This is a genomic window from Paenibacillus diazotrophicus, assembly GCF_042610465.1.
Genome location: NZ_JBGJZN010000001.1, coordinates 697850 through 711219, shown reverse-complemented (window position 1 = coordinate 711219; position 13370 = coordinate 697850). Strand labels below are relative to the sequence as shown.

Annotated in this window: 12 protein-coding genes; 4 read left to right on the top strand and 8 right to left on the bottom strand. The window is 45.1% G+C overall.

The genetic code is table 11. The features are described from left to right. Positions 1-123 precede the first annotated feature (123 nt). The 5 genes from ACAN54_RS03190 to ACAN54_RS03170 form a co-directional block, all read right to left on the bottom strand. Positions 124-2148 (bottom strand): right-handed parallel beta-helix repeat-containing protein, encoded by a 2025-nt coding sequence (locus ACAN54_RS03190; protein ID WP_379152435.1) that lies wholly within the window; start codon positions 2146-2148, stop codon positions 124-126. 77 nt (positions 2149-2225) lie between these two features. Next, positions 2226-4088, bottom strand: a complete 1863-nt coding sequence (locus ACAN54_RS03185) for a beta-L-arabinofuranosidase domain-containing protein (protein ID WP_379152432.1) — start codon at positions 4086-4088, stop codon at positions 2226-2228. Positions 4089-4294: 206 nt separating this feature from the next. Next, positions 4295-4483 carry a hypothetical protein gene (locus ACAN54_RS03180; RefSeq protein ID WP_379152429.1) on the bottom strand — a complete coding sequence of 63 codons (189 nt, stop codon included), beginning with the start codon at positions 4481-4483 and terminating at the stop codon, positions 4295-4297. Positions 4484-4623: 140 nt separating this feature from the next. After that, positions 4624-5091 carry a DUF8821 family protein gene (locus tag ACAN54_RS03175; protein WP_379152425.1) on the bottom strand — a complete coding sequence of 156 codons (468 nt, stop codon included), beginning with the start codon at positions 5089-5091 and terminating at the stop codon, positions 4624-4626. A gap of 28 nt (positions 5092-5119) precedes the next feature. Beyond that, positions 5120-5599, bottom strand: a complete 480-nt coding sequence (locus ACAN54_RS03170; protein ID WP_379152422.1) for a GyrI-like domain-containing protein — start codon at positions 5597-5599, stop codon at positions 5120-5122. 111 nt (positions 5600-5710) lie between these two features. Between ACAN54_RS03170 and ACAN54_RS03165 the strand changes: the two genes are divergently transcribed. Next, the gene (locus tag ACAN54_RS03165) at positions 5711-6676 is read left to right on the top strand and encodes a helix-turn-helix transcriptional regulator (protein ID WP_379152419.1); all 966 of its coding nucleotides are present in this window, start codon (positions 5711-5713) and stop codon (positions 6674-6676) included. An 11-nt stretch (positions 6677-6687) separates the two neighbouring features. Here the strand turns inward: ACAN54_RS03165 and ACAN54_RS03160 are convergent, their stop codons facing one another. Both ACAN54_RS03160 and ACAN54_RS03155 read right to left on the bottom strand, forming a co-directional pair. Further along, positions 6688-8109 carry an MFS transporter gene (locus ACAN54_RS03160; RefSeq protein ID WP_379152416.1) on the bottom strand — a complete coding sequence of 474 codons (1422 nt, stop codon included), beginning with the start codon at positions 8107-8109 and terminating at the stop codon, positions 6688-6690. Next, positions 8096-8575, bottom strand: a complete 480-nt coding sequence (locus tag ACAN54_RS03155; RefSeq protein WP_379152413.1) for a MarR family winged helix-turn-helix transcriptional regulator — start codon at positions 8573-8575, stop codon at positions 8096-8098. Before ACAN54_RS03155 ends, ACAN54_RS03160 begins: the two co-directional genes overlap by 14 nt. 176 nt (positions 8576-8751) lie before the next feature. Here ACAN54_RS03155 and ACAN54_RS03150 point away from each other — a divergent pair, with 176 nt between their 5' ends. Genes ACAN54_RS03150 through ACAN54_RS03140 form a run of 3 tightly spaced genes read left to right on the top strand, consistent with a single transcriptional unit; the run spans position 8752 to position 11741 of the window. Further along, on the top strand, positions 8752-9537 hold the full coding sequence (locus ACAN54_RS03150; RefSeq protein WP_379152410.1) for a glucose-1-dehydrogenase: 786 nt from the start codon (positions 8752-8754) through the stop codon (positions 9535-9537). Positions 9538-9571: 34 nt separating this feature from the next. Continuing rightward, the gene (locus ACAN54_RS03145; RefSeq protein ID WP_379152407.1) at positions 9572-11275 is read left to right on the top strand and encodes a glycoside hydrolase family 13 protein; all 1704 of its coding nucleotides are present in this window, start codon (positions 9572-9574) and stop codon (positions 11273-11275) included. 13 nt (positions 11276-11288) lie between these two features. Next, positions 11289-11741, top strand: coding sequence for a DUF305 domain-containing protein (locus tag ACAN54_RS03140; protein ID WP_379152404.1), 453 nt, complete (start codon positions 11289-11291; stop codon positions 11739-11741). A gap of 51 nt (positions 11742-11792) precedes the next feature. On the opposite strand, the gene ACAN54_RS03135 is transcribed toward ACAN54_RS03140, so the two are convergent. Next, positions 11793-13361 (bottom strand): ClC family H(+)/Cl(-) exchange transporter, encoded by a 1569-nt coding sequence (locus ACAN54_RS03135; protein WP_379152401.1) that lies wholly within the window; start codon positions 13359-13361, stop codon positions 11793-11795. Between the last annotated feature and the right edge of the window lie 9 nt (positions 13362-13370).

Below are 13370 nucleotides of genomic sequence, written 5' to 3'. Positions count from 1 at the left end.
GCTTCTTTGCTCGAAATAACTCGATCAATCTCGTCATATCCAAAGGTACCATCTTCACATTAGAAGTATGCTGAGTGATATTTTCGTTATACTCAGCCTGAATGACCTCTCATGCACTGCTGTTTACAGAACAATCTCCACCGGACTGTTGTCAAATATTTCAAAGGGTCCGGGTGTTACATTTTTTTCTGGGCGTAGCTTATGAAAGAAGTCGTGGTCGAAACGGTAAGAAGATCCATCCGGCTCCTCATAGTACATCTCAGCGTGATGGCTTCTGCCGAGAAGATCAGTTGTAACTACCGTAGGGGCTGCAGCACGTAGTATTTCTGGGCTATGGACATGCACTTGTATCCTGCATTTAGCCGGATCGATTTCGATCTCGATCCCACCCTGGACATAAACCTTAGCATTTGTCTCATGGCTACTCGGCACCGCGCTTTTCAAATACAGATTACCCTGTATCGTAACGGGGAGTGCGATCTGATCGGGCTGAAATGGCTTACCGGATTCCTTTAAGGCCGCAATTTCTTCCTTTGAATATTCCCACCACCGCTTTTCACGAATACTCGGGTAATCGTTGTAGCCGCCCAGTCCTGCAGGATGAAGATAACAGCGGGAGTTATCTGGTACACCGTCCATCACCGCTGCACCGCCGTAATCCATATCTTCCCTTGGTGTGAGCGGAAGATGCTCGAAAAAGGTCATAGGCAGCGGCTCTTTGTTCGGATCATCATCACCTATAAATATGTTATTGTAATACCGGTCGTCGCCGCCCGTGATGTTGCTGTACCCTGCAACCGCTGTCTCATGAGGCATATGGTAGGGGGTATAGCGGGTAAGCTCGGAGCGCACCACGAATCTGCCAGTAAACAGATTGTGCACAAACGCACCGCCTTGGGCCATATTGCGGAAGTTCATAGGAGACAGGAACAGGTTATGATCCACCATATAAGGGCCGTGGCAGACCTCCACAAAGAGATCCTCGGACAGATTGTCATAAAAGATATTCCGGCTGATGCGGGTGCCTTGCGCCTGCCAATCCAGCCAAAGCGCCCGGTAGGAGCTATAGATGACATTTCCGCTAATCTGGGTATCCAGTGCGGCATGGAGTTTGATTCCCCCCACTTCTGCGCCGTGGAAGATGCGCTTGTGATGAATATTATAAATGCGGTTCTGGTTGATCCGGCTAAAAACAGCACCTAAATGTCCAACAATTCCAGCCTGTTCACAATCATGAATTATGTTGTTGCGGACAATATGGCTTCCGATATGATCCTTATGCCAATTCTTGCGCAATGCACCGAAAATAACCTCCTGCTCCCGTTGCGTTCCGCCTTTACTACGAATGTCCGAGTATTCGTTCTGACTGGTAGTTCTCTCTTTGCCTAAGCTGATACCTGTACATTTGGACTCGCTGACCCGATTATTCTCAATAATCCAGCCTTTACTCCAATGGGGACCTATAAGTCCTTCTTGCAAAGCCGTTGGCGGGGCCCACTGGGGGGATGCCTGCCGTAGAGTAAAGCCCCTGACGGTAATATAGTTGAGGCCGGTCTTCTCAGGCCAGAAGCAATAAGGGCGCACATTGATTTCCACATTCTCTTGGCGGGGGTCTTTGCCTCCGAAGTTCGCCCATATGGTGGTGGTCGTTGAACTTACTTCCGCGTACCATTGCATCAAAGAGTCCTCCGCATATTTGGCCTGTGGCCAAACCTGGGGATTGTGCAATTTGGTAACGCTATCACATTCATATAGGGATTTTCCGTCCAGATAAACATCCCCCAGATGCGGCTCGAATGCACCCTCAAACAACCAATCACCTTGCAATTTAGTCTGATAGGGGTTGCGGATGACAAACAGACTGTTTGGCACTTCCGCCCTCCAGACACCGTTCCCTTCGGCTTTCCAGTCAGCTACAGGCTCAGCACCCGTGATAACCACTTCTCCATCGCCGGCAGACTGGTATACAATCCTCTGTTCCTTTGTTCCTCCATTGGCCGGGTTGACCCATTCCCTATAGACACCGGCATGCACGGTAATGATATCTCCCGGCTCCGCTATAGCCGCAGCGCGTGAAACAGTACGGAAAGGTTGTGCCTCCGTACCCGGCACCTGATCGCTTCCTTGAATTGCAACATGATATTCCACTAGATAACCACCCTTTACTTTTTTGTCCGCAATAATCATTTTTAGTTAACCACGTTATCTACCTCGCCGATAGGTGCCTAAGCTTTTTTTATCGGGAAGTAAACTTGATAGGGTTCATAACCGATATCGCGAATTCTTCTCAGCTGAATTCCCGGATCCTGATGTACTGTCTTGAAGAAATAGCGCCAGCTGCCCCACTCCCGTTCATTTTCCAGTATCAATTCAGACGCAACATCATCTTTTTGTGTAAAGAGAATCCTTTCATTCTCACAAATACCAGCCAGTACTTCAGGACCAAAGCGAAATGCTCCTGTCTGTTCGTCGTCCGGCAGAGGAATGAACCTGATGCCGATAGGCAATATCATACTGATCCGATCACCGGATCTCCAATTCCGTGATATGCTATAGAATGTATGGTGATCTGCAGATTTCCCATGTAACTCATCGTTCACATAGATGACGGCTTCCGACATGATCCAGTCTGGAATACGGAAATGGATTGCGAACTCATTCGAAGAGGTGGTATGGACTTCGAAATCATACTTTTTATAATTAGGCAGATTCTCGTGAAGAGCTGTGATCTCATTCAATTCCTGCTGTCCTGCAGTGTTCGAAGAGTTCAGCATGCTTCCACTCATATGATCTTGAGATTGATAAATTCGGACATTCTCTTCGTTGATCTCAGTTGTCAGCTCAGAGTGAAAATACTGGCATACAAAGAGATCATTCTGATCCTGATAATAAATACCTCTGTTTAATGCTGCATTAGCTTGTACCATTGTTCCGTGGCAGCAGAAGAAGCTATCAGTCTCCGAACTCCAATCCTTCCTGAGGCCAGCCTTCATCGGCAGGAAATAAGTTAATAGCCCTGATTCGGGATTACCGTGCTTATTGCCGGTCAGAGAATACTCCTGATAATAAGCTTGAGCCATAATACCGTTGTACAGATTATATTCGATATACTGCGCATAGGCCGGATCTGATGTATGCCGGAAGAGAAACTCTGCCAGACGAATCATATTATATACCGTACAGTGCTCCTGATTCTTATCACCGAGGCGTGCCTTAATCTTCATTTTGGGCATCCACACTTCACCCGCAGTATTCCCGCCAGTTGCCAGCGTTCCTCTCTCTGTAACCGCACATTTCCAGTAGGCAGTGACAATGTCCAGCCACCTCTGTTCACCTGTTACTTCGTAAGCTCTAGCACAACCGAGTACTTCAGGAATGGTTGTGTTGGCATGCATGTTGGTCAGAGGGTCTTTGTTTTCAAGTAACGGGTGAAAAAGTCTGCTGCGGTAATAACGTTCCAGCAAGGTAGTGTATTTATCATTCCCGGTAATATGGAGCAGGTCCGCCCAAGCTTCAAGCATACCGCCTGTCTCCATGTCCAGAATGTCATCGAATTTCTCTCTTGTGAAGGTGCTACTCCATGTGACGAACCAGTCTGCAAATCGATCTGCCACATCGAGTGCCTTTTGACTTCCGGTGAATTGGTTCATATCAACAAGTCCCATAAATAACTTATGGATATTATACTGTGGAGCCCAGATCCCTTTTCCTTTTGCGATCCAATGTAAATATTTCTCTGGGATAGGCCCAGCCCATTGTCCGCCATTATCTTTCTGGCATTCGGCAAGCTCGTCTAATATGATATCCGCTTTAAGTTTGAGTTCCAAATCTCCAGTCTCATGAAACCGCATAGCTGCGGCAGACAGCCAATGTCCAAGAAAATGCCCCCGGATCTGACAGACAGGCGTCTCCCATCCCCCATGTGCATCATGTGGAATATCTCTGCCATGGTATCTGCCTGCTTCTACTTTATAGTTAAACAGGAGATTATCATTCGTCAATTTCATTAAATACCGCCGGTTTGCTTCTTCTCTGCGTTTCAAATCACCATCGTGAAGAACGACATGTTTGCCCTTCAGTTCGATCATCGCCTGCAGCCCCTCAATTGAGTTGGATTTATCTATCTTTGATAATACAATGAAATTATAAAGCAGCGTGTCCTTCAATCCAATGATTAATACTAATATATAATTGATCCATACTGATTTATCACAGTCATAGGGGTTAATGCTGAATAATACGCAAAAAGCCGATCCAGAAAAGGATCGGCATATTTTTTATCACTTTCTTAAGATCAATCGCGTCGGTTCTCCACAGATTTCATACGGTTTTGATCATCAGGCACTCGGTCATTACTGAATTCTTGACCTGCTTCTAATTCAACATGACCGGAAGCGGCCTTGGCAAAATTGGTAAACTGTCTTTTTTGCTCATCCATCTCGTGTTTTTTCTTAAGAAGCTCTTCCGGGTCCTGAGTTGTCATCTTGTTAACCTCCTTGGAATTCAAAGTGCACACTCCAGAAGTTTTCCATTATAGGCCGATGCTTATGCAAGAAATTCACAAACCAAACGATGATTATACCCACAGCCACCGGTTCTACTTGTCCAGGCCGTCAGATCGGATTATTCGTATTCTCCTTTAATGACAAAAAACGAACCCCGGATGGTACCCGCAAGTTTAGACTTCTGTCTGGCAAACTTAAACTTCCCTTCTAACTCCTGTGGAATCTCCATCCCCTCAGAGAGTTTAAAACCTACAGCCCGTTTCTTAGGGTCATCTACTGTATACATGACATTGATCGCCAGACCATCTTCATAAAAGACGTAGGCAAACCGGATATTCTCCACTTGAAAGCGCGACGTTTCTAGAGGTTTGGCTGCAAAAACAAGATCACGTTCTTCTTTTAATACCCGGTTCACATAATCAAGAGTATCCTGGCTTTCACTGGCAGGCAGAACCTCAAATTCATGTTTATATTTGTTCATGAAGTAACGGGCTTCATTCGCACGTAGACCAGCTAGCGCTTCTGCTACAGGTGAAGACTCCAAGCCTGACGTAGACACATTTGTAAAATCAACGATATGTGACATTTCCAAACCTCCTCTTATGCTCCGATTATTATTTCCTTACCACAGGAATCCACAGTTCACCAACAATGAGGCCATTTCGCTGCCCCATCTCTACTGTTGTATTAGGTCCGCCTACATACGCAAAGTTTTTTGCTTCCGGCAGAACTTGTCCAAAGGCAACACCGGCAAGCTTGTTATTCAATTCATCTGCCGTCGTTCCTTCCCCTTTGACAACCAGATAATCTCCCTTAGGAAATTGGATCACTCTGGCTTCTTCTGGTGCCGCTGCATCGGTCATAACGCCAGCATAATGCATCATCTTACTATTCACCGCTTCGTTTACGGCAAATACGTAGTCGTTAGTGGCCATCGCTTTTAAAGTGTCAAGCCTTCCATCTTGACTGACGGCCAGCCAAAAGTCTGCTTTCTCCTTGTTAATGCCAGCATAATCTGTGTAATCACTTTTGAGTTCAGTTCCTAAACCTATAACAGTAAAGCTTTCTTTTTCTTCAAGGGTATACGTCTCCATTGTCTTAACCATCCTTTTTATGTGGATTTATCAAATGATTTGTCTTCTTCACTTGATAATTATATGATAGCCTTAAATCATGTCAAAAAATGATACTGTTTAGGAGCTCCCATGAAAAAAGTTGAACGGATTAATATCATCATGCGGTATATCAACAATCGCGCCCACTTTACCATTACTGAACTGATGCAGGAGTTTAACATCTCACGTTCGACAGCTATTAGAGATATCAGAGAAATAGAAGCCATGGGAATGCCGCTGGTCGCTGAAGTTGGAAGGGACGGGGGGTATTCTGTCATGCGCAACTCCGTTCTTCCCGTTGTCCGGTTTACTGATAATGAAGTCAAAGCTCTTTTTATTGCCTTCATGGCAACAAGAAATGGGCAGCTCCCCTACCTTAAGAGTCGTCAGTCCTTAACGGAAAAATTACTGGGTCTCATCTCAGAAAACCAGCAGGAAGACCTTTTTCTTTTGAATCAGACCTTGCTCTTTGAAGGAACCAACCCAAACAATCCTGATCTGCTTGACCTGTCCGACCTTCCCCATCCGATGCTGGAAAAACTGATCCAACTTCTTCTTGTAGATAGCTATTTATTGATTTCCATCGAAGAAGAGAAGGTAATCCAGTCTTATCCCATATATCTCATGCACCTATATCGTGAAAAGAACCTTTGGCTGATTGAAGGCTTTGACTTAAATGAAGAAAAGAAGCGGATTTTTCCGGTAGACCAGCTTACCCATGTCATACCCTATCCGGTGAAAAATAGAACAAGCAAGAAAAAAATTATTGAAAAGCTAAGTAAGCAGGAAGAAGCAATCAACCTTGTCCTTGATCTTGGTCCAAAAGCGATTGCCCAGTTCAAAAAATACCATCCTTTAAAAATATCATTATCCTACACCAACCCTTACCAAACCACAGGCACGATAAAGACTTTTGTTCATGTGAACAAGCCTGGAGAGTTGGCTGAAATAACGAATTGGCTACTTTTTCTGGGTGCTGATGTTAAGGTTAGGGAAATGCCCAATGAACTTTTAGAAGATTTAAAAAAGAGGTTAAGCTTATATAACCCATCATAGGATCAGCTTTGCTAAATATAGTACTCTATAAACTCCTCGCTGTACTTATGCCCTGATTTCTTCTGGAAAAGAGCTATAAAAAGTGCTGCAGCACTTAGTAACCCAATAAGCACAAAAGAAATTCTATATGCTGCAATAGCGGATGATCTCCCAGTAGCCGGCAGTAATCTAAGCGACATTTGATATAGCATGCCACTAAGAGTAACCCCCATACCCATGCCAATCGTCCTGCTCATATTCAACGTTGCACCTGCCACCCCTAGCCGCTCTTTGGGAACACTCCCCATAATATGACTGTTATTGGGAGGCGTGAAGATCCCCATCCCTATGCCAACTAATAATAGACCAGAAAGAAGAAGCGGAATATCATTCTCATTCTGAATACAAGCCAGTAAAATACATCCTCCAAAAACTGCACTCATCCCCATAATTGCCGGAAAGCGAATACCAAACCGATCAGATAAATAACCGGAAACAGGAGTGAAAACAGTCATACCGACCGGTACAAATGATAAATAAAATCCAGTCATGGTAATAGACGTGTGAAATTCGCTTTCAATTAAAAAAGGACTGAGAAGCAACACTCCATACATCGCCGTAAAAGAAAGAAAGCTTGCCGCATTACCAGTCAAAAAGATACTGTTCTTAAACAAATTCAAATCAAGTAAAGGAGAATTGGAGCGGCGCTCTTCTCTGATAAACGAAGTTAATGCAAGTAAACCTGCGAACAAACATAATGTAATAATCGGTGAGGTCCATCCCGTATTCTCTCCCTTATTCAAAACATACACGATCAAGACTAGGGCAGGAATGAGAAATAAGCTCCCCCAATAATCAAAGGGATCTCGGTTCTTGCCCAGTATATCTTTCGGAAGTAAAAATACAGCCATGATTGTTCCTATGATACCTATTGGAATATTAATAAAGAATAACCAGCGCCAGTCCCCTATCGAAAGAAAGGCTCCACCGATTACCGGACCCAGGCTAAGTCCAATCCCCTGTGCACTCGCCTGAATACCAATAGCCTTCCCACGATGCTTCTGTGGGGTGGAAGCAGTAATAATGGAGACACTGTTAGCTTGTAACATAGCTGCTCCAATTGCTTGTAACACTCTGGATAGTAGCAGCATTATCAAACTAGACGATAAACCGCACAATAAAGAACTGAATAGAAATACCCCAAAGCCAGCGGCATACATCCAGCGGCGGCCATACATATCCGCCAATCTTCCAAATGGGATAACCAGCGATGCAAGCGTTAGTAAGTAAACCAGACTAATCCATTCGGCATCAGACATGCTAATATCAAATTGCCGTACAAGTGTTGGTAATGCCAGATTGATTATGCTTGCATCAAGGGCTGCCATAAAGGCACCTATACATACCGTGAAGACAACCAGCCAATGATACCCTTTTCGATTAGTTAAATGCATGTGTAATATTTCCCCTTTGAAGGCTGTAGTGCTCAATTTCAGTTAGTATCTGTTCCTGCAAAACGTCCAACGTCTCCTTTAACTGAAGAATCTGCTCATCAGATAATCCGCTGCATACCTCCCAGTTCACACGATCTGGAATCGGCTGAACTTGACGAATAAGCTCTTTTCCCTCTTCAGTAAGAAAAATCCGATAAGAACGGCGGTCTTCCGAATTCACCTCTTTGGTAACCGTCCCCCTCTCCACCAGACTTTCGATCATCCGGGTAACCGTCGTTTTATCTTTATCCGCCATGTAGGTTAGGTCCTTTTGGGTCAGGCCATCCTGCTCTTGAAGATGTTTCAGCACATTCCACTGCTCTGGCGTGATGTTGTATGGTTTTAGACGAAGCGCCATAAGATATTGATAGTTTCGATTCAACCGGTAAAAAATAACCGCTAATTTTTCTGAGGGATGTTTTGACATCGCCGACAGCTCCTCACTAATAAAATGGATGCCCAGCCTTATGTATAAGCAGGCATATATCTTGTTTCCTTTTAATTATAATGTTTAAAAATTAGTTGGCAAGCTTACTATTTATTATACAGGTGTTACCCTTATCAACAAATCAACAAAATCCGAAGCTCGGCAAGGAGGCTAACATGTACAAGGAATTGAAAGGCCGTACTGTCGTCATTACCGGAGCATCCACCGGTCTGGGACGGGAGATGGCCCAAAGGTTTGGGCGGGAGAAAGCCAATGTTGTCATTAACTACTACAGTAATGAGGAACATGTGGACCCAATCATTCAGGAAATTACAGAACACGGTGGCCGTGCCGTCAGTCTGAAAGGCGATGTTTCCAAGGAAGCGGATATACAAGAGCTCATTCGTCTGGCTCACGAGTCCTTCGGGGCGGTTGATGTGATGATCAATAATGCAGGAATAGAAAACGAAGTTCCTTCGGAGGACATGACGCTGGACAATTGGAGAAGAGTGCTTGATGTGAACCTGACGGGTGCTTTTTTGGGCTGCAGGGAATCCATCCGGTACATGCTGGATCATGACATTAAAGGACGAATCATCAATATCTCCAGTGTTCATGAGCAAATTCCATGGCCCCATTTTGTTCACTATGCGACCAGCAAAGGCGGGATTAAGCTAATGACGGAAACGCTGGCCTTGGAGTTCGCGCCTAGAGGAATCAGAATCAATAATATTGCACCAGGAGCGATTGAAACGCCGATTAATGCGGTCAAATTTGCAGATCCGGCATCCAGGGCGGCGGTTGAAAAGCTGGTACCGCTCGGTTATATCGGCAAGCCGGAAGAGATAGCGGCCGTAGCGGCATGGCTGGCGTCCGATGAATCCAGCTATGTTACAGGGATTACTCTTGTTGCAGACGGAGGTATGACACAATACCCTTCTTTTCAGGGAGGCAATGGATAATGATCGACATGCTGGTTCATTAAGGAGAGATAACATGACCGATACAGGATTGACGGGGAAATGGTGGAAAGAATGTGTTGTCTACGAAATCTATCCGGCAAGTTTTATGGATTCGAACGGAGACGGCAAAGGTGACCTTCGGGGCATCATCTCCAAGCTGGATTACCTGAAAGAACTCGGTGTGGATGTCTTATGGCTCTGCCCTATCTACGAATCCCCGGGAGCAGATAACGGATATGATATCAGCGATTTTTATGCAATCAACCCGGATTTCGGGACGATGGCCGATTTTGACGAACTGCTTAGAGAATCACATGCGAGAGGGCTTAAAATCATGATGGATATGGTCCTCAACCATACATCCGATCAGCATCCCTGGTTCAAAGAATCACGAAGCTCCAAGGATAATCCGAAACGGGATTACTATTTTTGGCGGGAAGGCAAAAACGGCCTGTTCCCTAACAACTGGGAATCGTATTTCAGCGGTTCAGTGTGGGAGTATGACCAGACGACAGAAGAATACTATATGCATCTCTATTCCAAGCATCAGCCTGACTTGAATTGGCGGAATTCCGAAATGGTAGAGTCGCTCTACCAGATGATCCGGTGGTGGCTTGAGAAAGGTGTAGACGGATTCCGGTTTGACGCCATCGCCCATATTGTCAAAACCAGAGGATTACCCGACGCGGAGAATCCCCAGCATTTAACAGTGGTACAAGCTTATCAGCTCTTCTCTAACCTTGAGAAAGTCCATGTAATGCTCAAGAGACTTAACGAGGAAGTGCTTATGGATTATAACATTATGACCGTCGGAGAAACATCTGGACTCGGTCCCGAACAAGCGTTGGAATACGTCGGGGATGGACGGCACGAGTTAAATATGGTGTTTCAATTCGAACACATGTCCTTGGATGCAGCAGCGCCGGGTACCGGCAAATGGCAGTCACGTTCTTGGACAGTACCTGAATTAAAAAAGATCATGAGCCGCTGGCAGACCACACTTCACGGAAAAGGCTGGAACGCTAATTATTTAGGCAACCATGACCAGCCCAGACCGGTCTCGCGGTTCGGTAATGATGCGAAATACCGCATAGAATCTGCTAAAATGCTTGCTACTTTCATGCTTACGCTGGAAGGAACACCCTACATTTTTCAAGGTGAGGAAATCGGCATGACCAATGCTCACTTTCCTTCCATCGGGGATTATAGGGATGTCGAGACACTCAACTATTACGAGCAGGCCAAAATGAAGGGTCTCTCCGACAACGAGATTATGAAAGCCATCTGGAATAAGAGCCGGGACAATGCCAGAACGCCCTTACAGTGGGACGAATCCGAAAATGCGGGATTTACCACTGGGGTGCCTTGGATCAGGTTGAACACCAATTATCCAGACATTAACGTGGACCGTGATAGAAAGAACAAGGATTCTATCTTCCACTATTACAAAAAAATGATCGAGTTGCGTAAAAAGAGCAAGGTGCTGCTCTACGGCGAATATCAGCTTCTTCAGCCGATAGATCCGGACATCTATGCTTACACGCGAACTCTGGATGAGGAACAAATGCTCATTCTCCTGAATTTCTCCGACGAGCAAGCTGAGTTTACTTGGCCCTATGAACTAGGCAAGACCGATGCAGAGCTTCTTATCTCCAACTATGAAACTAAGAATGTTCGTCTGGAGCCTTCATTTATGCTTGAACCTTACGAAGCAAGAGTTTATAAGATAACCCCATAAAGGAGCGATATCCATGAAAATGTATGTGCGATTCGGAATGATGATTATAATATCCACACTTCTCATGTACTGGCTAATGTATTTGAATGTATTTCAAATCGATCATATATATTTTAGCCAAACCCGGCTATATATGGCATTGATCATGGGCTCCGCCATGGCCATAGTCATGCTTCTCTTTATGTGGAAAATGTATACGAAGCGGATCGTGAATGCCCTAATTCTTACCATAAATATCGTTGTCTTTGGACTTTCGCTGTGGCTCGTTCGAAGCCAGACTACAGTAGGTGACGTGGCGTGGATGAAAGCCATGATTCCTCACCATTCCATTGCCATTCTGACAAGTGAACGAGCGAATATCTCCGACCCCCGGGTAAGGAAAATCGCGGATGGGATTATTGAGTCCCAGAAGAGAGAAATCGCCGAGATGAAAGAGCTGATTAATCAACTGGAAAAAGATCAATAAAGCAAAAAAAGAGCAGCCTTTTTATGGCTGCTCTTTCCTACATTACTAAAGCTAAGCAAATGAACTGATATGTGCGACTTTTCTTACCGCCTCCAAAACTAGCGTTGACTGGCTGTCATTTGTCAAAATTATAAGCGAGTCTCCCGCACGTATAACCACACTCCCGGTAGGTATAATTTCTTCAGCTCCCCTTTTAACGGATACGATCAGACAATGTGCAGGCCATTGGAATTCTCCAATGCCTATTCCATCTAATAGAGATCCTTGATGGACCGGAATCTCGAGAATGACTTTACTCGAATCCGTCTTGTCAAAAGCGCTTTTCCCGTGCAGAAATCTTTCAAGTAGTACTTCATAGACTGGCAAGGAATGAAAAAACTCAGCAGTCATGTAAGCTGCCAGGCATACGATGCCTATAGGCAGCAGGTTCGTAAAGGAACCTGTCATCTCAGTAATCAGGATGATGCCAGTAATGGGAGCCTTCAGGCTTGCAGTCAGAAATCCGGCCATGGCGGCTATAAGAAAATAAGCTTCATCAAGATGAACTCCTCCCAGTAAACCATTTGCAAATTTACAGTAAAGGGTGCCAATCAATCCTCCAATGACAAGCATCGGCAGAAATATCCCTCCGGGTGCGGAAGATCCGTAACTGAGCATGGTAAATAGGAATTTCACAGCAAGAAGAAGCAGTAAAAAGGTTAAAGAATAAGGATCTGACACTAAATCATTGACTAAGTCATTGCCTCCGCCCAAGACCGATGGGAGTGTCAATCCCAGGATTCCCGCTAGAACGAACGGAATGACCGGACGGGCCTGTGAAGGAATCCAGGTTATCTTTTGATACAGATCCTGAAAAAAATATAAGCCTTTATTAAAGAAAATACCAGATACACCGACCAGCAATCCCAACAGGACCAGATGATAGTAATCGGCCAGCGGCAGCGTTCCGATCCCGGAAAAGTTAAATACGGGGGTTAGTCCAAAGAACTCCTTTGAAATAAAATCGGCGACCAGTGACGAGGTTAAAGCAGAGATCATAATGAGTGGAGAAAAATTCATGTGTACTTCTTCCAAGGCGAAAATAACGCCCGCGATTGGCGCATTGAAGGCGGCCGAAAGCCCCGCACTTGCACCGCATGTGATTAGGATGTGTGTCTCCGTCTTCGATTTATGGAATATCCGGCTGAAGCCTTCAGCAACCAGAGCGCCGATTTGAATCGAAGGACCTTCTCTTCCCAGGGATAATCCGGCTCCAATACTTACTGCTCCCCCGAAAAACTTAGAGGTTACCGCTTTCCACCAGTTGAGTTGCAGTCGGTTCTGCAACACGGCTTTCACCTGAGGGATGCCGCTTCCCGAAATACCAGGCTGTTTCTTTACAAGCATACCAGTACACCATCCGGACAGAATCAGAATCGCCAGCCATCCGGGTACAACCCATAAGTGATTTCTCTGATACTGATAAAAGACCAAAGACTGCTTGAGCGCTTCCTCCAATACATAACGAAACATTACAACCACCGTACCTGATAGTATGCCTACTGCTATGCCGCCTGCGAGAAGCCGAAACTTGAAATCAAACCAAGTATCCAGCAGTCTGCGGATCGAATGTTGATTCACTGCAAGAAC